A 22,128-nucleotide genomic window follows, 5' to 3' on the forward strand; every position below is an offset into this window, starting at 1 on the left:
TTACACTCTCCCATATAATTTTGTTAAATGGTAAATTTTTTCTGCAAGTTCTTTTGTTAATGCTCCCTTTTTAATTCTCCAGCACCAATTTCCTCCTAGAGTTGAAGGTGTGTTCATTCTAGCTTTATTATCTAAGTTTAAAATATCTTGCATTGTCATTATTGCTATATTGCTATGAGATGACATATTTCCTCTTATAAATTTAAATCCTATGTTATCTCCTTCTCTTATATCTAAATAATCTTTAGCTTTAATTCCTTCATCAGTTTCCAAATTATTTAAATACCAACCTTTAGCTGTTTCATTATCATGAGTTCCAACATAAGAAACTGAGTTTTTCTCTGCATTATGTGGTAAGCTTTCAGAATCTCCTTCTCCAAAAGAAAATTGAATTACTTTCATTCCTGGAAATCCTGTTTTCTCCTTAAATTTTAAAAATTCTTCTGTTACAGCTCCTAAATCCTCTGCAATAATATTGACTTCTCCAAGCTCTTTTTTTATTTCATCAAAAAGTTTTAATCCAGGACCTTTAATCCATTTTCCATTTTCAGCTGTTTCATCCTCAGCTGGTATTTGCCAAAAACTATTAAACCCTATAAAGTGGTCAAGTCTTATAACATCATAAAGCTTTAAACTTTCCTTTATTCTAGTTACCCACCACTTAAATCCGTCTTTCTCCATCTTATCCCAATCATAAATTGGATTTCCCCAAAGCTGACCAGTTTTTGCAAAACAATCTGGTGGACACCCTGCTACGAATTTGGCTCTCATATCTTCATTAACTTTAAACATTTCTGGATTAACCCACATATCTGCACTATCTCCAGCAACATATATTGGCAAATCTCCTATTATACTTATTCCATTTGAATTTGCATAATCTTTTAAGCTTGTCCATTGTTCAAAAAACTCATATTGAATAAAATAATAAAATTCTATTTCATCTTTTAATTTTTCTCTATATTTATTTAAAGTTTCCTCATCTCGTAATCTTAGTTTTTCTGGCCATTCAGTCCAAGCCACTAAATTTTGATTATCTTTTATTGCCATATATTCTGCATAATCTTTTAACCAAAACCTATTTTTCTCTATAAAGTCATCATAATCTCTAGCTTTATTTAATTTAAAATTTTCATATGCTTTATATAAAATTGGTTTTCTATTTTCAAAAATTTTTCCATAATCTATTATTTCTTCATTAGAACCAAAATCTACATCTTTAAAATCTTCCTCTTTTAATAATTTTTTATCTTTTAATATTGAAAAATTTATAAAATGAGGATTTCCTGCAAAAGCTGAAAAACATTGATAGGGAGAATCCCCATAGCTTGTGTGTCCTAAAGGTAGTATCTGCCAATACTTTTGTCCACTTTCTACTAGAAAATCTACAAATTCATATGCTTCATCACCAAATGAACCGATTCCAAAATTATTGTTAAGTGATGATATATGCATTAATATTCCACTACTTCTCTTTTTCATATTCTTTCCCCCTGCAAACTTCATCTTAGAGTATAGAGATGTAAACCTCTATATCTAAGACAGTTATTTTTAAGAATCCCCTTCAAAAAGTTCTGTTTTTAATTCTATATGCTTATGTTCACTTTTGTTTTTAATTAAGTCTACTAAAATATCAACTCCCAAGCTCGCCATTTCATCTCTTGGCTGAACTACAGTAGTAATACTTGGATTATAAAACTTAACCATGTCCATTCCATCAAATCCTACAATAGAAACATCTTTTCCAACCTTTAATCCTAAATCAAAAATTGCCTTTGTTGCTCCAATTGCCATTATATCTGATGTACAGAAAACACCATCTACATCATTATTTGTACTTAATATTCTCTTAGTTTGCTCATAAGCACCTAGTGAAGTATATTCCCCATATGCAATTAAATCCTCATTAAACTCTATTTTATTTTCTGATAATATTTTTTTATATCCTTTAAATCTTTGTTTATCAATAATTGATTCATCTTTTGTACCAAGAATTATCGCAATTTTTTTGCAACCTTTTTTTATTAAATGATCCACAGCCATTTTTGCTGAATCTATTTGGTTTATTCCAACAGATGAAAAATTATTAACTTTATCTTTTTTATAACTCTTACTTCCTGATATTAATACAAGAGGTTCATTTATGTCTTTAAAAGTTTCCTCATTAATCTCATCAATATTACACCCAAGGTAAATAAGTCCCTGAAGCCTTATTTCCTTTCCTAGTGCTATAAGATTACGAACTTCATCATCTCCAGATCTTGCATAGTCATTTTGTCTAAGTATCATGGTATAACCAGCCTCTGTTATCTTTTTATTTATAGTATCTACCATTTGAGAGAAAAATGGATTAAATACCCCTCTTATTAATACTCCAATAGCTCTAGAGTTATTTTTTGTTTGTTTTAAATTTCTTGCACTATTATTTGGAATATAATTTATTTCATTTATTACATCCATAACTTTTTTTCTAGTTGATTCTTTTACATTTGGATGGTTATTTAAAACCCTCGAAACAGTTCCAACACCAACATTGGCCATTTTAGCTATATCTTTTATGTTCATATCTTTACTACCTCTTTGTTATTAATAAAAGCTCTTATTACTAGCTTATAGTTAAACTATTTCTTTGTAAAGGTCTTCTTAAAGATTTAGCATTTATTTAAAATATATGTTACTTAAAACAATGATTATTTAAAATACAGTTACTTGACTTTCTTCATCAAATACATGAATATCATTTATATTTATTCTTAAATCTATTTTATCTCCAACCATCATTTCAGTTTCACCATGTTTCTTTAAGACAACTGTTTTTTTACCTATTGTTACATGAAGGCAAATTTCTCCACCAAGATTTTCTATAAGGTCTAGTGTTCCATTAAATTCTATACAAGAGTCCTTTGGAATATTGTGTTCATCTCCATATTGTATTTTTTCTGGTCTTATTCCAACTAAAACTTGTCCATCTTTACTTCCAAAGTTTTTAACTTTTTCAATTTGCCAATCAGAAAGTTTAACTTCCTTAGAACCTTGAACTGATATAAATTTACTATTTTCTTTTGAAGTTAATTCTCCATATAAAAAGTTCATTTGTGGACTTCCTATAAATCCTGCAACAAACATATTTGCTGGATTATTATATATTTCTTTTGGACTAGCTATTTGTTGAACTTCTCCATCTTTCATAACAACAATTCTTGTTCCAAGTGTCATTGCTTCTGTTTGGTCATGTGTTACATATATAAATGTTGTATTTAAATCTCTGTGAAGTTTAGAAATTTCTATTCTCATTTGACCTCTTAATTTTGCATCAAGGTTTGATAATGGCTCATCCATTAAGAATACTTTTGGATTTCTTACAATAGCTCTTCCCATTGCAACCCTCTGTCTTTGTCCTCCTGAAAGTGCTTTTGGCTTTCTATCTAAAAGATGTTCAATATCAAGTATTTTAGCTGCCTCTTTAACTTTTTTATCAATTTCTTCTTTTGGCACCTTTCTAAGTTTTAATCCAAATGCCATATTATCATAAACACTCATATGAGGATATAATGCATAGTTTTGAAATACCATTGCTATATCTCTATCCTTTGGAAGAGCATCATTTACTTGTTTATCTCCAATCCAAAGCTCACCTTTACTTATTTGTTCTAGACCTGCAATCATTCTTAAAGTAGTAGTTTTACCACATCCTGATGGCCCTACAAAAACTATAAATTCTTTGTCCTCTATTTCTAAATTAAAATCTTTTACTGCTTCATATCCATTACTATAAATTTTACATATATTTTTTAAACTTAATCCTGCCATAATTGTAACCTCCTAAGGTATAATGCTTTTTTAATAACTGTCTTAATTTTATCCTTTTACTGAACCTGCAATAAGTCCTTCTGCTATATACTTTTGACTAAATGCAAACATTATTACAAGTGGAATCGATGCCATAACTGCAGCTGCTGAGTATTGAGTCCAGTTAGCTGAGAAGTTATTAGTTATAAAACTTTGTAATCCTGTTGTAATTGTATAATGTGATGGTGATTTTAATAATGCTGATGCAAATACATATTCACTATATGTTGAAATGAAAGTGAATAAGAATATTACTACTGCCATATTTCTTGAAAGTGGAAGTAATATTTTTGAGAATATATCCCATGTTGAAGCTCCATCAACTTTTGCAGCCTCAATAAGTTCATTTGGAATTCCATCCATATAACCTTTTAAAAGCCAAATATTAAATGCACTACCACCACAAAGTAAAAGTATATATGCCCACATATGATCCATTAATTGTGCACTATAAGCAAATTTTAATATTGCTGGAATAGTCATAATTCCTGGAAACATTTGAAGTATTAAAAGAAACATTAATCCATATTTTCTACCTGAGAATCTTAATTTAGAGAAAGCAAATGCTGCTGTCATTGATAATCCTAATTGAACTAAAGAAACTATTATACATATAATCATTGAATTTTTAAACCAAATTAAGAAATTAGTATTTTTAATTACATTTATATAATTATCAAAAGTTATTTGACTTGGGAAAAGTGTTGTTTGTACGAATACTTGACCTTTTGCAAGTGAAGAACCTATTACTGAAATTACTGGAAATATTACAACTAAAATAAATATCCAAACTATTATTCTGCTAATCCATAAGCTTCTTGTTTCATATGAAGTTCGCTTTTCTTTGTAAACTGTTTTTTCTTTTTTACTCATCCTTAATCAACCTCCTCAAATTGACCTGAAGCTTTCATTTGAATAAATGAAATTGTACCTACTATAATAAATACAAGTACACTTAGTGTTGCACCTATATTATATTTGCCAAAATTAACTGCTAACTTATAAATACTTGATGCTAGTATATCTGTATAACCAGCCCATTGAGTAGATACTCTAGGTGGAAGTCCTTTTGTGATTAGATAAATAGTATTAAAGTTATTAAAATTGAATGCGAAACTTGAAATAAGTAATGGATATGCAGTTTTTGCAAGTGCGGGTAAAGTTATTTTTCTAAATTGAGTGAATCTACTTGCTCCATCAATACTTGCAGCTTCATAATAAACTTTAGGAATTGAAGATAAAGCTCCTAAGCATACACACATCATAAATGGAAATCCAAGCCAAACGTTTACAAAAAGTACTGCCGCTCTTGCACATTCTGGATTTGTAAGCCATGGAATTGGAGTACTTATAATGTGTAGATTTAATAAAAGTGTATTAATAGCACCATATGCTGTATTTAAAAGTCCTTGCCATGATAAAGTTGCTATTGTAGCTGGAAGTGCCCATGGTATTATTAATAATCCTTTATAAAATCCTTTTTCTTTCATGTGTGAGTTATTTAATAGCATTGCAAGTATTAATCCAACAAAGAAACATCCAAATGTTGAAACAAGTGCAAAAACTATTGTCCAACCAAATACAGGTAAAAATATTTTACTAAAAGGACCTGTTAAAACTTCTATATAATTATGTAGTCCAGTAAATTTAGCTGAGCCTTGTGTATATATAGTGTAATTTGTAAAAGAAATATATATTGTATAAAGTATAGGTAATAATGATAAGATTGTTATAGAAATTAATGCGGGACCTAAATATTTAGCTGCTTGTCCATTTTCTCTAACTGGTTTTATTAGTAAAGTGTCCCCTTTAGCCTTCTTCATGTCCATCTGCTCCTTTAATAATTTTTTTAAATTCTCCAAGCTTTAAAAAAGCTTGGAGATTTAATTTAAATTTAATTACTTTATTATTGTTGTTTTATACCAGCTTCCATTTGTTTAACTGTGTTATCAGCAGCTTCTTTAGGAGTTAATTTTCCTTCAATTAATAATTGTAAGTTGTTTCCTGCTGGTTCCCACATAGCTTGAATTTCTGGAATATTTGGCATATATTGAGCTACTTTAGCTTGAGCTTCAAATGCTTTTAAATATGGATCATTTTTAGCAGCTTCTGTAGTATCAGCTGATTTTAATACAGGAATTCTGTTACCAACTGATAATAGTACACTTTGTCCATTTTCATCTAAGTATTTAATTAAACTCCAAGCATCTGCAGCTTTTTTAGAATTTTTATTAACAACAGCTAATTGAACAGTTGAGAATGTTGGAATTGATTTTCCATCTAAAGTTGGAAGTTTAGCAACACCAAAATCTAAGTCTTTATTAGATTTAAATGATGGAACATCCCATGGTCCTGAAATATAGAATCCAACTTTTCCAGCTTCAAAGTCAGCTTTAGCAATATTTGCAGTTACACTTGAGTTTATTAATCCATCTTTAACTAATGAATTTAAGAATTCATATCCTTTTATTGCACCAGCATTAGCAAGTCCAATATCATTTAGATCAAGTTTTCCATCATTATCTTTGAATACATAACCACCATTAGCAGCTATAAATCCATATGAGTAGTAGAAGTTAGTAATTGGATATTCAAATCCAACTTTTTTAGCTTCTTTAACTAATTGTTCCATAGTTGTTGGAACTTCTTTAACTAATTTTTTATTATAGAATAAAGCTACAGTTCCTTCAGCAATTGGAGTACCATATTGAACTCCATCAACATTACCTGCTTTTAATAATGCTTCTGAATGGAATTTATCTGATGGGATTAAATCTTTTGGTTGTTCTGATAAAAGACCGGCTTTAACGAAAGTACCAATATTATCATTTGGAATACCAAAGATAGCATCAGGTCCTGAAGGACTCTTCATTGCTTGCATACCTTCTTGGAAATTTGGTTGAGAATAAACCAATTCAACTTTCATGTGGTGTTCTTCACCCCATTTATCAGCTATTGGTTGTAATGCTTCAACTTCTGGTTTAGTTAAATAAGACCATACAGTTAAAGTTTTGCTATTGTTGTTAGACCCAAATGCGAAATATCCAACACCAACAACTATAATTGCAATAACGATTATTATAGGTATTATTTTTTTCTTACCCATGTTTAAAAGACCCCCTCTTTTATTTTAGTGGAACGCTTTTAATATCTAGATTTCATAATGAAGTAATTATTATTTAAATTAGTTCAATTTAATTATTAAAAATTTACTATTCCCCTTGTTTCATAAAAAAATCTAAATATTAATTTATTTAGGTAACGTTTCCAATTAGAATTATAGCAATTAAAGTAAACATTTACAATGTGCCATTTACCACATTAAAAAATTGTTTATATTTATTAAGTGTTTTATTTATTTTTTATTGTATAATATCCTTAGCAATTAGCTAATTTAACAGTTTTTTTATAAAAATATATCTTTTTTATTTCGTTTTCAATTTGTTCAAATTTTATTATATTCTAAAAAATAAGAGCAAGACTATAATCTTACTCTCATTTAAGTCTATGATATTTTACTTATCTTGTTTTCAAGCTCTTCTATATTTTCTTTACATTCCATTATTACTGATTCTATCAATTGTAAAGTATCAAAACAACCAGTTAAAGCTTTTGTTTTTCTTTCATCTTGATTAATTCCTTGCATATTTAAAGCTCTCTTAAATCTTATTATATACCTGCTATGTATATATTTCATATATGATTTCATTAAACATACACTTTTAATCTCATAATTATATCCATTATTTTTCATTATTTCATCTATAAACTCAGAATTATAATTTAAAATTACTCTTCCATCTAATACTTTTGCAATTTCTTCAATACTATCTTTAAAGCTTGGACTATTATTTAAAATTTCCTTATCTACACCCTTTATCATATAAGTATCATCACTAATTCTTTTGTTTATATTAAAAGTTGAATTATAAAGTATAACTCCATTAGTATCTATAATTCCAATATCTAATATTTCATCTATTTTAGGATTTCTTCCTGTTGCTTGTATAAATACAATTACATACTTATCATCTAGTAGTAACCCTTCCCAGTATTCATAATTTTTATAAGCATCTAAAAGTCTATTTTTAAGCGCTTTTTTAATATGATTTTCTTTTTTTTCAGTTGCTCTCACATTCACTGCATTTCTAATTAACTTATTTTTATTTTTGAAAGAATTAATTTTTTCTCTCGAGGTATTATATATATCTTCTAATAAGTAATATTTTTCTCTAAAAAGTTCACCATCAATATATTTATCTTTATAATATGCTATATTTATTATTTTTTCTGCTTCTAATTTTTCTAATATAATTTTATCTACATCTAAAATTTTTAAAATCTCATGTTCATTTACCCCAAAAAATTCATGTTTAGATTTTAAATAAACATACCAAAGATTAATCTTATGATGAAAAATCATTGCTATCATTGATTCTCTGCTACAGTTTCTATTAAAAGGAATATTTTTCATTTCAAGAACTTGTCTTAACGATTCTTCACTTACTTTATCTAGGTCTCTTTTGACAATCTCTCTTATGTATCTTTTAGTAATTATCTTATGCATTATTACTTAGTGAAATAATCTATTATTTCACTTTAACCCCCTTTTTTACAAAATTTTCTTAATATAATGGTAATTTGTATTATATTGTTAATCAATAGTAAAAAAATTAATTTTTTATTAACCAAACTATACATATACCTATCAATTTAACTAAATAAAAGACTATCTTATTAAAAAAATTAATTCTTTATTCATAATTAATCTTTCAAAATAAAAGCCGTAAATTTCACATTGTATTCTATTTACGGCTTTTTTTCTATCTATTCTATTTTTATTTCTTAATTTAATTTTTATATATACTAAAATGTTTTAATCATATTAAATAAAAAATTATTATAAATAAACTATATATAACTAAAATTAAAAACAATATTTATATAAAATATATTAAAGTAAATTGTATTAAATCTATAAAATAATCTTATATACTAATTCTAATTTCCTGAGCTTTCATAAGCTGATAATCCTTTAAGCCAAACACAGTATGCAACACAAATAAATATTACTCCTACTATAAATGTTAATATAATTCCTTTAAAGAATGACTCTTTATTAAGCATATATGCAGCTGGATAATATCCTGTAAAAGCAAATGGAACTATAAATGTTAAGATTCCTCTTATTCCTCCTGGATATATGCTAACAGGATATTTTGCAAATCCTCCAAGTTCATATCCCATCCTAACACATTGAAAACTATTTTTAATCCAAAAAGCCATTGAAGCTGTTATAAGCTTTACTCCTGTATATATAAATACTCCCCCTATAACTGCAATTATAAAGGCTATAATCATAATGAAATTAACTGTTAATCCTAATTTCATTCCTGAATATATTACAAGAATAAATCCTATTATAAGCTCTCCAAACCCATCTGGTTGAAATCTGTTTGCTATAACTTGAAATAATGGATTTAAAGGTCTTAAAAGATATCTATCTACTTCTCCTTTAACAATAGACCCTCCACTAAACATCCAAAGATAATCAGTAAATATATGGTCTATTCCTCTTGGAATTTGAGAAAAACCATATATAAATAGAATTTCATTTAAAGTCCACCCTTTTAAAGCTGGTATATTATTGAATATTAAATTTATAAAAATAAGAGATGTAGCTTGAATTAATAAAAAACCAAAAAGTCCAAATAAAAAATCTTCTCTATATTCCATTAAAGTTTTTAAATATTGCTTTAAAAAGCATTTATACACATATAAATATCTCTTCATTATTTTAGCCCCCTTGTATAGTCAATTTATAAGCTAATCTATTCCAAACTAATTTTGATAAAACAGACATTATAAAAACCCATATAAGCTGAATTATTATAGCTTTTATTGAATCAAATGTACTATATTTTCCTAAATATATCATAGCTGGAGTATATATTATTGAACTAAAAGGTAATATACTAAATATTTGTGCAATTATACTTGGAAAAAAAGTTAAAGGTATTAAAGAACCTGAAATAAGCATAACTATAGCCTGTGCAATTTGGCTTATGCCCCAAATATTATAAAATTTAAATGATAAAAGACCAAACATGTAGCTGTAATAAGTATTTATTAAAAATCCTAAAAATATGCTTACTGAAAATAATATAATTTGCATAATTCCTATGTGTATTCCTTTATAGAAAGAATATGCTGTAACTATTATAAACCCTGGCAAAAATAGAAATATAAAATTATACATAAACACACCAAAGTTCATAAACATAACTCTTTTTCTATAATTTATAGGTTTTATAAGCTCCATTGCTATAGAACCATCTCGAACTTCATCTCCTACAATAAACTTACAATCAGAAAATGTTATTAAAGATATTACAAAAGTTATCATTACATATACAAGCATATCATTTATATTAAATCCATTCATAACACTTTTTGAAGAGCTACTATATATAGCTTTCCATAGAAAAAATGTAACACTGACTATTAATATATTTCCTATAGTCCCCATATATATGTTAGCCTTATAAGCCATACTTCTTTTTAAACTTCCTATAGAAAAGGCTAAATATATTTTGTTCTTTTCCCAAATACTCATATTTACACCTCATCTTTATATATTTTCTTTATTATTTCCTCAAGAGTAGTTTCTTTTATTGCAAAATCTATAATATTTACTTTATCAATTATTTTGCTAATAATCTCTGAGGAAGTTGTCTTATTTTTATTGAATTTTATTATTATCTCTTTATCTTTTATTTCTTCTTGTAAATCTTCTTCACTTAAATTAAGAATCTCATTTATATTTAATTTATTTTCTATATGCTCTTTAATTTTTATATTTAAAATTTTATCAGACCCAAACTTATTTTTTATATCTTCTAAAGTTCCATCATAAAGCTTCATTCCTTTATCAATAATTATTATTCTATTGCAAAGTTCCTCAATATCACTTAAATCATGAGTTGTTAATATTACTGTTGTGTTATATCTCTCATTTAAAAGCTTTATAGCATCTCTAACTTTTTCTTTAACAACTACATCAAGTCCTATAGTAGGCTCATCTAGATATAAAACCTTTGGCCCATGAATTAAAGAAGCTGCAATATCTGCTCTCATTCTTTGTCCTAAAGAAAGTGTTCTAACAGGTCTTTCTATGAATTCTTCTAGCTCTAAAATATCATTTAGGAATTTCATTTTTTCTTTAAATTCATCATCATTAATATCATAAATTACCTTTAAAATTTTAAAGGTTTCTCTAAGAGGAATGTCCCACCACAATTGAGTTCTTTGTCCAAATACCACTCCTATATCTTTAGCATTATTTTCTCTGTCTTTATATGGAATTTTTCCATTTACAATAACTCTTCCCTTAGTAGGTGTTAAAATTCCTGTCATCATTTTTATAGAGGTTGATTTTCCTGCTCCATTAGAACCTATATATCCAACAATTTCTCCTTCATTTATTGTAAAAGATATATCTTTTACAGCACTTTTAATTTCACATTTGTTACTAAATAATCCTTTTACAGCTCCTTTCAATCCTTCCTCTTTAATTTTAATTTTAAAATCCTTACTTAAATTCTCTACAACTATCATTATTATCCCCCCTTATTTTTTGTAACTCTTTAGGAATCGTTTCCATAAACAATATTAATCCCCCCTTTTATTAAATAAATATTTATCTCAATTTAAATGTTTTCATTAACTATTTTACACCTAAATTTTAAAATATAATATATATATCGTAATATTATATTTCTCCTTTACTTAAATAATTAATTATTTTTCTTTTTAATTTTAATTGTAATCGGAATTAATTTTTTTGAATATATTTATATTAATAACTGTTAGGAGGTATCTTAATGTTTATGTACGCTTTATCATTAATAATGGCTTTTTCTTTTATATTTATACCATTTATAGCTATTATAAAAAGCTCTGTTACATTATCAAATTTCCTAATTTTCACTGGTTATATTGGAAAGACACTCCAAAAGAAAAGGCTTAATATTAAACGAAAAGTTATAAATAAAACTACTTATTTAAGAATTTCATTTTTAATGCAATTTTTGCTTGGCTTTTTACTAACTCTATTAAGTTTAATTTTATTTACTAAAAATACAAATTCATATTTCAATATATTAATAATATTTTGTGTTAGCTTATTTGGAAGCATAATAATTGGAACAAATTTAAATAAGTATTTAGTCACAAACTAAATTTTACCATGAATAAATAGTATTATTATAGCTTAAAATATTACTGCGTAATAATACTATTCTTTAAATATCTTATAACCAAACGTGGAGTATAAAACTCCTCTATTCCACTAATTATATAATAAAAAAAAGAGTGTCTTAAGGATATATAATCACTTTAGACACTCATTTTTTTATATTAATTAAAACTTACTCTATCTTTACAAATCCAAGCAGAACCACCATTATAATTTATTCTGTACCATCCATTAAGTTTACCTGTTACAGTTACTCTAGTTCCATTATTTAAGTAACCTACTCCATCATTATTCCAATTTGGATGTCTTGTTATATAAGTGAATGGTCCACCTTTAAAATCTACTGTTCCTACTTTATTCATAAGGAAGTTTCCTGATGTATCTACTCTATCTTTGCAAATCCAAGCAGTTCCTCCATTATAATCTATTTCATACCAAGAACCTGATTCTGAAATTATTTTTACTTCAGTACCATTATATAAAGCACCTACTCCATCATTATTCCAATTTGGATGTCTTGTTATATAAGTGAAATCTCCTCCACCAAAGTTTACAACACCTGAAGTTGGCATTGTTTGAACTCTATCTTTACAAATCCAAGCTGAACCACCATCATATTTTATTCTATACCAGTTTCCGAATTCTCCTGTTATAGTTACTTGAGTTCCATTATATAATGGAGCTACTCCTGAATTGTTCCAATTTGGCTTTGATGTTATATAAGTGAATGGTCCACCTTTAAAATCTACTGTTCCTTCCATATTTAAAGTTTTTATATTTGTATCTACTCTATCTTTACAAATCCAAGCTGAACCACCGTTAAAGTTTATTCTATACCAATTTCCGAATTCCCCTGTTATAGTTACTACATCTCCATTATATAGAGAACCTAATCCTGAGTTATTCCAATTTGGTTTTGATGTTACATAAGTAAATGGTCCACCACTAAAATCTACTATTCCTTGCATATTTAAAGATTTTATATTTGTATCTACTCTATCTTTGCAAATCCAAGCTGAACCACCATTATAGTTTATTCTATACCAGTTTCCAAATTCTCCTGTTATAGTTACTACATCTCCATTATATAGTGAACCTACTCCTGAATTATTCCAGTTTGGTTGTTTTGTTATATAAGTGAATGGTCCACCACTAAAATCTACTATTCCTTGCATATTTAAAGTTTTTATATTTGTATCTACTCTGTCTTTGCAAATCCAAGCTGAACCACCATTATAATTTATTCTATACCAGTTTCCGAATTCTCCTGTTATAGTTACTTGAGTTCCATTATATAATGAACCTACTCCTGAATTATTCCAGTTTGGTTGTTTTGTTATATAAGTAAATGGTCCACCACTAAAATCTACTACTCCTTGCATATTTAAAGATTTTATTTGTGTATCTACTCTATCTTTACAAACCCAAGCTGAACCACCATTATAATTTATTCTATACCAATTTCCATACTCTCCTGTTATAGTTACATCAGTTCCATTATATAATGAACCTACTCCTGAGTTATTCCAATCTGGTCTTGAAGTTATATAAGTAAATGGTCCACCACTAAAATCAATAACACCTTTCATATTTAATGGAGTTACATTTATTCCACTATTTGGAGTATTTGTTTGAACATTATTTATATATTCTGCATAAACATATCCAACTCCACCATTATATACTATTTTATCCCATCCATTTACTTTTCCTATTATAGTAACTTGAGCTCCTGCTTGTAATGAACCTATAATTGAATCAGATGTAGAAGCTCCACTTCTAACATTTAATGAAGAACCTGGATTTACATTTACATTACCAGTTTCATTTACAGTTTTCATTCCTGAAGAGCTTGAAGATGCAAATTGAGGAATTGCAAATGTAAATGTGTCTCCTGGTGCATAAACCCATTTATTTTGTTCAATTATAGAACCTATTAAAGATCCATAATGAATATCTGATGCATATTGATGCCACATATCATCATTTGGAGCATTTATATATCTTAATTCATAAGGTGTATTTTGAGCTATATTTGTATTATGAATATAGTTAACTGATAAGAATTGTGCTGCTCCATAAATAGCATTTGAAATACTTGTCCATCCATGATTATATGCATAAGTAGTTCCTAAAATAGTAGTTTTATTTGGGAAACTAGCGTTTGCATCATAAGCACCTATTCCATATAAATTATAAACTGTAGTTGGATGTGGTAAATTAATCATTTGGTATCCAACTATAACTCCATTACTATTATAAATTGGTGCATTTGTATTTGCTATTTGAGTTATTGTAATTCCATTTGCAAAGTTACTTGTACCCCATCCAGTTTCAAGTGCTGATTGAGATAAGAAGTATACGGGGTCAAGATTATATTTTCTCGCTGCTCCTATAAATGCTTGAGCTTGTCCAGAAAATACTCCTTTACCTTGAAGTAAGTTAGCTAAAGCTTGTTCATTTACATTTCTAAAAGTATTAACTTTTAAGAATTGATACATAACTTTTGAATCTTCTGGATTTATTGCATTAGTTAATTCTTGTATTTGAGATTGACTTAAACTTGAAACTCCTAGACAAGCCATATAATTTTGTATTTCTCCAGCAACATATTCATCTAATGTTTGAGAATATTGAACATTTGTATAGATATTTGGTGTTACTAATGCTCTAATTGGTAAGCTTTCATTTGTTATTGCTGCAAAATTTGTAGCTCTTAACTCTTGAAGTTGAGCTTCATTAATTTTTTTATCTGTTTGTTTTTTTTGTTGTACTTGTTTAGGTTGTTGTACTTGTTTTGTCTCTTTTTTATTTGATTCTTTTATTTTACTTACTGTATAAACTACTTGTACATCTTTACCTTGCTCATGAAGTCCTTTAATTTCTTTTTGAACTTGTCCATTATTATCTACAACTTGTACATGTTTATCAGAATTAATTCTGTAAGTTGTAGAGTTTGGAACTTCAACTCCATTTATAGTAGTCTTTATTACTTCATATCCATTAGGTACAGTAGCTCCATTTGTAGTAAATGTTTTAGAATACTCTCCATCAAAATTTATATTTTGAGTATGTAATGAATTTACTACAACTTGTCCATCTGCATAATCTGTCTTTGAAGTTAATGCAGCACCTATTATTTTAGACTCTGAGTCCTTTTGTGTTTTCGTTGAATTGTTATGAGCCTTTACAACAGGCATATAATTTGTTGTCACCTTATTTGTAGTATTAGTATTAGCTGGTATTGTGTCAGCAAAAGAAGATACAGCTGGTGACATCATACTAGATAATACTATTGCTGAAATTGCTATTGCGGCTTTTTTTCTTCTGTTATTAACTTTTTTCATCATTCTCCTCCAAAATATATAAATTTTAATGTAATTAAAAAATTTTCAAAACATTTTAATTATAATACATATTTATAAACCCTCCAATAATTTTAAAAACATGTTTATATATTATTAAACTTTATAATAGGAAAAATTATATATAAAATATATTTAGATTTTCTTACGTTTAAATTTGCTTAAGCTCATGATGAAAATATTTAATTCACCTTATTTTTTTTATTATTTAACTATTATTTTTTAAACTTACATATTTCTAATTAGAAAATATATTTAAATTTAAAATAATATTTAGTTTATATAAAAATTTAATCTTTATATATTAATCAATCTAGTAAAATTTTAAATTATTTGAAAATAATTATAGAATTTAGATTATGTAACTTTTATATTAAGTCTAAATATTATATAGTATATAAATTTACAAATGAGGTGAACACAAATGGAAAAAATAGATAACAACTCAAATCCTGAATCGAAGGCTGCTCTTTTAAATGCAGAATTAGCTATAGTTGGCTCTGCTAGTCCTGACCCAGTAGATGTAGGAAATATTTTAACTTACACTTTAGTTATAACTAATAATGGGCCTCTACCAGCTGATAATGTATTACTTGTAGAAACTCTTCCAACTGGAATGATTTCACCAGAATATTCAATTGATGGTGGGATTACTTGGCTTCCTTGGCTAGGTTCAGTAAATTTACTTCTTTTACTTCCTGGATTATCTATAACTGTCTTATTAAGAGGAACTGTAAGCTCTAGTTGTACTAGTTCAATTACTAATACTGCTTCTGTAACTTCTTTAGATCCTTTAATTACTGACCCTGATTTATCTAATAATAGTGCAACAGTAACAACTGCTGTTAATCCAAGCTCTTGTAATTCAAATTGTAATAACTCAAGTTGTACTTGCAATAATTCGTGTTTAAAAGAATCCTAAATTTTATTAATCCAAATTTTTTTATGAAAACTTTTATAATTTATAATAATTAAAATTATGTAACCTATTTTATAAATTTGAATATTATATAGTATAAAAAAATTTAAAGGAGATATAAAAATGGAAAAGAATTCTTTAATAGAAATTCCAAAAAAATCTTTAAGTGAAGAAATTAAAGATAATGCAAAAGAACTTGATTCTTTAAAAAGCATTAATAATAAAGTAACTGAAGATTCTCCAGAACTATTAGATGTTGGATTGACATCTGTAATAAGTACTTTTAATATATCAAGTCCTGTTACGGATCCAAATCCACTTAATAATACTGTTGTAAGTACAGTTGCTATTACTCTTACAGCAGATTTAGCTTTAACAATGACTGATAGCCCTGACCCAGTTCATCCTGGTGAAATTTTAATTTACACTATAAATATAAAAAATAATGGACCTTCAGATTCAGTTGGTGTAATTTTAACTGACACTTTACCACTTACAGTTACACTTCCTAGTTATTCATTAGATAATGGAGTAACTTGGAATACTTGGCTTGGAACTTTACCTTTAGGAACTATTACTAATGGTTCAACTAAAACTGTATTAATTAGAGGAACTGTTGCTGCAACTGCTACTGGAACTATTTCTAATACTGCATCTGTTACTAGTACTACTTTAGATCCTAATTTATCTAATAACTCAGCTACAACAACTACAACTGTTTCTCCTTTAGCAGATTTATCTATAGTTAAAACTGCTAATCCTAGTCCAGTACATGCTGGTGCACAATTAATTTACACTTTAGTTATAACTAATAATGGACCTTCTACAGCTACTAATATAATAGTAACAGATAATGTTCCAGCTTGCTTTTCAACTCCAGAATATTCAACTAATGCTGGTCTCACATGGAATCCCTGGACAAGTTCAGTAAATATAGGTTCTTTAGCTAGTGGATTATCCTCAACAGTTTTGCTAAGAGGAACAGTATGTACTAATGGTACTAGTTCAATTACTAATACTGCTACTGTAAGTTCTGATACTGATGATCCTAATTTATCTAATAACACTTCAACAACAACAACTAATATTACTCCAGTTTCAGATTTAGCTATAACAAAACAAGCAAATCCTGAACCAGTAGCTGTTGGTTCACAATTAACTTATACTTTAGTTATAACTAATAATGGACCTTCAACTGCTAATGGAATAGTTTTAACAGATAATATTCCAAATACAGTTACTAATCCGCAATATTCATTAGATAATGGAACTACTTGGACTAACTGGACAGGAACTCTAAATCTTAATCCACTTAATAATGGAGCTTCAGAAAAAGTATTAATTAGAGGTACTGTATCTAATACAGCAATTGGTATAATTACTAACACTGCCAGTGTAACAAGTAATTCATTTGACCCTAATTTATCTAATAACTCTGCAACAGTAATTAGTACAATTTCACTTTTAGCTGATTTAGCAATAACTGTTTCTGCTAGCCCAGATCCAGTAATGATAGGTGAAACTTTAGTCTATACTGTAAATGCAGTAAATAATGGACCTTCAACTGCAACTCCAGTTACTTTAACCTATACAGCTCCTCTTAACTTATCTAATATAGAATACTCATTAGATAATGGAGCTACTTGGCAAACTCTTAATTTAGTTGCCAATGTTGGTACTATTAATTTAGGTACACTTGCAAATGGCGCAAATAAAACAATATTAATTAGAGGTATTGTACTCGCTTAAACTCATTTTTAATTAAATCTAAAAATTAAATTTAAATAATAAAGATACTATACTAATTTTTATTTTCAAATAAATCCTTATTGAACTTTTATAAATTAATTAAAATATTAAACTATGTTAACCTCCTTAAATAAATTTAAATAACATTCTCACAATGAAGCTTAATTTTTAAAATAAAAAAGGACTTTTTCAATTTTGAAAAAGTCCTTTTGTTATATGAAGTGTAATGAGATAGAAAACTATTTTTTGCAAATAATATTAATAAATTTATTAAATCCATTAACCCCTTTTTCATCACATTTAAAAACACCACAATTTTCTAAAAGTTCTTTAAATACTACTCCAATTTCATATTTTAAGATATTATCAACTTCATTTTCATAAATCATATTGTATCTTTGAATAATTCTATCTAACCAAGGTTTGTGAATTTCTATTTCACTACTATCTTTTCTTTTTAATAAATATTCTTTCATTAAATCCATATTAGAATTTAATCTTGAAGGTAAAACAGCAAGTCCCATAACTTCTATAAGACCTATATTTTCTTTTTTTATATGATGATATTCCTTATGTGGATGAAATATTCCTGTTGGATGCTCCTTTGACCTTCTATTATTTCTTAAAACTAAGTCCATTTCATAATTTCCATTTTTAAATCTACAAATTGGAGTTATTGTATTATGAATTTCTCCTTCACTTTTACAAATAATTTCGTGCTCTTCATCAGAATATTCTCTCCAAATGTTTAATATTTTTTCTGAAGCATTAACTATTCCTTTTTTATCTTTTCCAACTAGTCTTATAGTTGATAAAGGCCACTTAATCCTTCTAAGCTCTAGAGATTTAAATTCTTCCATCTTATAAACTTCTAAAACTTCTGCTTTTTCTATTGGGAATTTATATTTTCCTCCTTGATAATGATTATGAGAAAGTATTGACCCTCCAACTATAGGAAGCTCTGAATTTGAACCTATAAAATAGTGCTTAAATTTATCTACAAAATCTAAAAGTTCAATAAAAGTATTTCTATCTATTTTTATTGAGATATGTCTTTCACTTAAAACTATTGAATGCTCATTAAAATATGAATAAGGTGAATATTGAAAAAACCACTTAGAATTATTTAATTCTATTGGAATTATTCTGTGATTACTCCTACTTGGATAATTAAATCTTCCTACATAGCCTTCACATTCCTTACAAAGTAAACACTTAGGATAATCACCTTTTTCCATCTTAGCCTGTTTTTCAATTTCAGCAACATCCTTTTCTGGTTTAGACATATTAATTGTAATATCTAAATTAGCATATTCAGTTGGAACCTTCCATTTTAAATCTTTTTTTATTCTTTCAGCTCTTATATAATTTGATTTTTTACTTAATTCGTAGTAATAATCTGTTGCTCTTTCAGGGCTATTATAATATTTTTTATTAAACATATTTATTATTTCTGAAGGTCTTCCTAAAAGTACTCCCATTAATCTACTATCAAAGTTATCTCTTTCTGTAACTGAATCTTCTATAATTCCTTTTTCTATAGCAAATTCTAATAATTTATTTAATATCTCTTCTATATTATAGTTTTCTTTTTTGTATTCCATTGCTTTATATTCATCTAGATTTAATAATTCTAATATCTTATTTCTTGTATAAATTATGTCCTCTTCTAAATAAAGTTGATTTTCAAATCCATAGTCTACGAGCCTAGCCACCCACTCATAGATATTTTCCATAATAACACCTTCTTTTAACCTAACTACTATTTAATTCTAATATAATTTTTAAATATTACTCTTTATTTTTCTAAAGCTAAACTTATATAATATATTTATTTAAAAAGCTTTCCTTCTAATACCTCATTTCCACCTAGTTTATAAGCCATTAAAGCAGCTCCATGCCAAGGTTCAAGTTTAGGCTTTATAAGAATATATTTTATATTTTCTTTATCTAAATATTCTTTTAACGGCTCTAATACAAACTCCTCTGCTTTAAATACTCCACCTGTATATGAAAGGACAAACTCCTCCTCTATTTTTAGTTCTGTTCTTAAAGCTTTTATTTGTAAGAAAAGCTCATAAGCAGCTTGTCTAAATATATCTTTACAAGCTTTACAACCATTATCAGCTGCAATTTTACCTAATTTACAAAAACCAGCAAGCTCTGTTCTTGAAAGCTTATATTTATTAAATACAAGATCTACTATTCCAAAATAATCTTTTATGTCTTTTTCCTTTTCTATAATATCAACTAAAACAGTTTTTTCATGTCTATTATCCTTTTGCTTAGTGTATTCATTTATTACTTTTAATCCAATCCAATGAGCACTTCCATCATCACCAATATTAGGACCCCATCCACCTACTCTAGCTCCTTCTCCTTTATCATTCATTCCAAAAGCTATACTTCCTGTTCCTGCAACAATATTTATTCCAGTTTCACATAAAGTTCCTGCTGCCCAACCAGCTACACTATCATTATCAATTTTATAGTTATATCCTTCTAAAACCTCTCCTATGGCTTTTTCAATCTCTTTTTTATCATTTTCACTTTCGCCATATCCAGGAATGCCTAAAAATATATAATTTAAATCTTCTTTATTTATATTTCCTTTACTGCAAACTTCTTTTATTCCCTCATTTATTTCTAATTTTAAATTATCAATTCCTATTTGATGTAAATGAGTTGTCCCTCTTTCTATTTCTGAAAGAACCTTTAAATCTTCATCAACTAAAATGTATTTTGTTTTAGTTCCTCCACCATCTACTCCTAAATAATACATTCTCAATATCCCCCTTATTAAAATTTAAAAAATTGTTTCCTCAGTTTCTTTATTAAATACATGTAATTTACTTAAATCAAAATCAAAATTAACTTTTCCATTTTTACATGAATAACTAGTATTAGTTTCTTTTATTACAACTACTTGGTCTTCAATCTTTGTATGAATATATAATTCAGCTCCTAGGTTTTCTGAAACCTCTAATTTAGCAGAAAATTTACCATTATCTAAACAGTTTATATTTTCTGGTCTAATCCCTACTACAACTTCTTTATTTACTAAATCTTTTAGCTTTTTAGCTTTTTCTCCTTCAAATTCAATTTCTGAATCTAAAATATCTATTTTTATTTTTCCTTTTTCATCTTTTACTAAGCCTTTTATAAAATTCATTTGAGGACTTCCTATAAATCCTGCAACAAACATATTTTTAGGATTATTATAAATTTCATTTGGAGTTGCAACTTGCTGAATTACTCCATCTTTCATAACAACTATTCTTGTACCTAATGTCATAGCTTCAGTTTGGTCATGAGTTACATAAATAAAAGTTGTTTGTAATTGCTTAGAAAGTTTTGAAATTTCAGTTCTCATTTGAACTCTCAACTTAGCATCAAGGTTTGATAAAGGCTCATCCATCAAAAATACTTTAGGATGTCTTACAATAGCTCTTCCCATTGCAACTCTCTGTCTTTGACCTCCAGAAAGTGCTTTTGGTTTTCTATCTAAAAGATGTTCTAAATCTAATATTCTAGCTGCTTCTTTTACTTTTTTATCTATTTCCTCTTTATTTACTTTTCTTAGTTTTAATCCAAATGCCATATTGTCATAAACACTCATATGAGGATACAAAGCATAGTTTTGGAAAACCATTGCTATGTCTCTATCTTTAGGAGCAACATCATTAACAAGTTTATCTCCTATATAAAGTTCTCCTCCTGATATTTCTTCAAGTCCTGCTATCATTCTTAAAGTTGTTGATTTACCACATCCTGATGGCCCTACAAAAACTATAAATTCCTTGTCTTCTATTTCTAAATTAAAATCATTAACTGCTTTAAATCCATTATCATAAACTTTTTGTATATTTTTTAAAGATAAATTTGCCATAAAATTTCCCCCTAATATAATTTTTTATCTAAAATTTAAAATTTATAATTTAAATTTCTCTTTAAATCACAAATTTTAAGTTTTATTTATTAAAAAGGGG

The 22,128-nt window shown here is 27.3% G+C and carries 16 protein-coding genes; 2 read left to right on the plus strand and 14 right to left on the minus strand.

Features of this window, described 5'->3' with window-relative positions; translation table 11 throughout:
• The 11 genes from malQ to HMPREF1092_RS14175 all read right to left on the minus strand — a co-directional run bounded on the left by malQ (position 1) and on the right by HMPREF1092_RS14175 (position 15,453).
• A complete protein-coding gene (gene malQ, locus HMPREF1092_RS14120; protein WP_002599344.1) occupies positions 1-1,482 on the minus strand; it encodes a 4-alpha-glucanotransferase in 1,482 nt (493 codons plus the stop codon).
• Between the two features lie 69 nt (positions 1,483-1,551).
• A complete protein-coding gene (locus HMPREF1092_RS14125) occupies positions 1,552-2,565 on the minus strand; it encodes a LacI family DNA-binding transcriptional regulator (protein ID WP_002599345.1) in 1,014 nt (337 codons plus the stop codon).
• A 129-nt stretch (positions 2,566-2,694) separates the two neighbouring features.
• Positions 2,695-3,810, minus strand: coding sequence for an ABC transporter ATP-binding protein (locus tag HMPREF1092_RS14130; RefSeq protein WP_002599346.1), 1,116 nt, complete (start codon positions 3,808-3,810; stop codon positions 2,695-2,697).
• 48 nt (positions 3,811-3,858) lie between these two features.
• Complete coding sequence (locus tag HMPREF1092_RS14135; RefSeq protein ID WP_002599347.1) at positions 3,859-4,722, minus strand: sugar ABC transporter permease; 864 nt, start codon at positions 4,720-4,722, stop codon at positions 3,859-3,861.
• Between the two features lie 2 nt (positions 4,723-4,724).
• On the minus strand, positions 4,725-5,672 hold the full coding sequence (locus tag HMPREF1092_RS14140; RefSeq protein WP_002599348.1) for a carbohydrate ABC transporter permease: 948 nt from the start codon (positions 5,670-5,672) through the stop codon (positions 4,725-4,727).
• A gap of 83 nt (positions 5,673-5,755) precedes the next feature.
• Positions 5,756-6,955, minus strand: coding sequence for a sugar ABC transporter substrate-binding protein (locus HMPREF1092_RS14145; RefSeq protein ID WP_002599349.1), 1,200 nt, complete (start codon positions 6,953-6,955; stop codon positions 5,756-5,758).
• A 399-nt stretch (positions 6,956-7,354) separates the two neighbouring features.
• Positions 7,355-8,416, minus strand: a complete 1,062-nt coding sequence (locus HMPREF1092_RS14150) for an exonuclease domain-containing protein (RefSeq protein ID WP_002599350.1) — start codon at positions 8,414-8,416, stop codon at positions 7,355-7,357.
• 434 nt (positions 8,417-8,850) lie between these two features.
• A complete protein-coding gene (locus tag HMPREF1092_RS14155; protein ID WP_002599351.1) occupies positions 8,851-9,642 on the minus strand; it encodes an ABC transporter permease in 792 nt (263 codons plus the stop codon).
• 4 nt (positions 9,643-9,646) lie between these two features.
• Positions 9,647-10,465, minus strand: coding sequence for an ABC transporter permease (locus HMPREF1092_RS14160; RefSeq protein ID WP_002599352.1), 819 nt, complete (start codon positions 10,463-10,465; stop codon positions 9,647-9,649).
• Positions 10,466-10,467: 2 nt separating this feature from the next.
• Complete coding sequence (locus tag HMPREF1092_RS14165; RefSeq protein ID WP_002599353.1) at positions 10,468-11,466, minus strand: ABC transporter ATP-binding protein; 999 nt, start codon at positions 11,464-11,466, stop codon at positions 10,468-10,470.
• Positions 11,467-12,267: 801 nt separating this feature from the next.
• On the minus strand, positions 12,268-15,453 hold the full coding sequence (locus HMPREF1092_RS14175) for an SH3 domain-containing protein (RefSeq protein WP_002599355.1): 3,186 nt from the start codon (positions 15,451-15,453) through the stop codon (positions 12,268-12,270).
• A 442-nt stretch (positions 15,454-15,895) separates the two neighbouring features.
• Here HMPREF1092_RS14175 and HMPREF1092_RS14180 point away from each other — a divergent pair, with 442 nt between their 5' ends.
• Together HMPREF1092_RS14180 and HMPREF1092_RS14185 are read left to right on the plus strand one after the other, a co-directional pair.
• The gene (locus HMPREF1092_RS14180) at positions 15,896-16,393 is read left to right on the plus strand and encodes a DUF11 domain-containing protein (protein ID WP_002599356.1); all 498 of its coding nucleotides are present in this window, start codon (positions 15,896-15,898) and stop codon (positions 16,391-16,393) included.
• 120 nt (positions 16,394-16,513) lie between these two features.
• Positions 16,514-18,139 carry a DUF11 domain-containing protein gene (locus tag HMPREF1092_RS14185; RefSeq protein WP_002599357.1) on the plus strand — a complete coding sequence of 542 codons (1,626 nt, stop codon included), beginning with the start codon at positions 16,514-16,516 and terminating at the stop codon, positions 18,137-18,139.
• Positions 18,140-18,378: 239 nt separating this feature from the next.
• On the opposite strand, the gene HMPREF1092_RS14190 is transcribed toward HMPREF1092_RS14185, so the two are convergent.
• From HMPREF1092_RS14190 to HMPREF1092_RS14200, 3 genes are all read right to left on the minus strand, one after another.
• Positions 18,379-19,875: a UDP-glucose--hexose-1-phosphate uridylyltransferase gene (locus HMPREF1092_RS14190; RefSeq protein ID WP_002599358.1), complete on the minus strand. Its 1,497-nt coding sequence runs from the start codon at positions 19,873-19,875 to the stop codon at positions 18,379-18,381.
• A gap of 95 nt (positions 19,876-19,970) precedes the next feature.
• Positions 19,971-20,921: a BadF/BadG/BcrA/BcrD ATPase family protein gene (locus tag HMPREF1092_RS14195; RefSeq protein WP_002599359.1), complete on the minus strand. Its 951-nt coding sequence runs from the start codon at positions 20,919-20,921 to the stop codon at positions 19,971-19,973.
• Between the two features lie 24 nt (positions 20,922-20,945).
• Positions 20,946-22,028: an ABC transporter ATP-binding protein gene (locus HMPREF1092_RS14200; protein WP_002599360.1), complete on the minus strand. Its 1,083-nt coding sequence runs from the start codon at positions 22,026-22,028 to the stop codon at positions 20,946-20,948.
• Between the last annotated feature and the right edge of the window lie 100 nt (positions 22,029-22,128).

The organism is Clostridium thermobutyricum (genome assembly GCF_000371465.1).
Taxonomy (GTDB): Bacteria; Bacillota; Clostridia; order Clostridiales; family Clostridiaceae; genus Clostridium; species Clostridium thermobutyricum.

What these genes read in the sequence shown, in the direction of transcription:
- HMPREF1092_RS14125 (WP_002599345.1), bottom strand. Translation starts at nt 2,565, where the DNA reads ATGAACATAAAAGATATAGCTAAAATGGCCAATGTTGGTGTTGGAACT.
- HMPREF1092_RS14195 (WP_002599359.1), bottom strand. Translation starts at nt 20,921, where the DNA reads ATGTATTATTTAGGAGTAGATGGTGGAGGAACTAAAACAAAATACATT.
- HMPREF1092_RS14190 (WP_002599358.1), bottom strand. Translation starts at nt 19,875, where the DNA reads ATGGAAAATATCTATGAGTGGGTGGCTAGGCTCGTAGACTATGGATTT.
- HMPREF1092_RS14135 (WP_002599347.1), bottom strand. Translation starts at nt 4,722, where the DNA reads ATGAGTAAAAAAGAAAAAACAGTTTACAAAGAAAAGCGAACTTCATAT.
- HMPREF1092_RS14160 (WP_002599352.1), bottom strand. Translation starts at nt 10,465, where the DNA reads ATGAGTATTTGGGAAAAGAACAAAATATATTTAGCCTTTTCTATAGGA.
- HMPREF1092_RS14150 (WP_002599350.1), bottom strand. Translation starts at nt 8,416, where the DNA reads ATGCATAAGATAATTACTAAAAGATACATAAGAGAGATTGTCAAAAGA.
- HMPREF1092_RS14140 (WP_002599348.1), bottom strand. Translation starts at nt 5,672, where the DNA reads ATGAAGAAGGCTAAAGGGGACACTTTACTAATAAAACCAGTTAGAGAA.
- HMPREF1092_RS14175 (WP_002599355.1), bottom strand. Translation starts at nt 15,453, where the DNA reads ATGAAAAAAGTTAATAACAGAAGAAAAAAAGCCGCAATAGCAATTTCA.
- HMPREF1092_RS14200 (WP_002599360.1), bottom strand. Translation starts at nt 22,028, where the DNA reads ATGGCAAATTTATCTTTAAAAAATATACAAAAAGTTTATGATAATGGA.
- HMPREF1092_RS14185 (WP_002599357.1), top strand. Translation starts at nt 16,514, where the DNA reads ATGGAAAAGAATTCTTTAATAGAAATTCCAAAAAAATCTTTAAGTGAA.
- malQ (WP_002599344.1), bottom strand. Translation starts at nt 1,482, where the DNA reads ATGAAAAAGAGAAGTAGTGGAATATTAATGCATATATCATCACTTAAC.
- HMPREF1092_RS14145 (WP_002599349.1), bottom strand. Translation starts at nt 6,955, where the DNA reads ATGGGTAAGAAAAAAATAATACCTATAATAATCGTTATTGCAATTATA.
- HMPREF1092_RS14165 (WP_002599353.1), bottom strand. Translation starts at nt 11,466, where the DNA reads ATGATAGTTGTAGAGAATTTAAGTAAGGATTTTAAAATTAAAATTAAA.
- HMPREF1092_RS14155 (WP_002599351.1), bottom strand. Translation starts at nt 9,642, where the DNA reads ATGAAGAGATATTTATATGTGTATAAATGCTTTTTAAAGCAATATTTA.
- HMPREF1092_RS14130 (WP_002599346.1), bottom strand. Translation starts at nt 3,810, where the DNA reads ATGGCAGGATTAAGTTTAAAAAATATATGTAAAATTTATAGTAATGGA.
- HMPREF1092_RS14180 (WP_002599356.1), top strand. Translation starts at nt 15,896, where the DNA reads ATGGAAAAAATAGATAACAACTCAAATCCTGAATCGAAGGCTGCTCTT.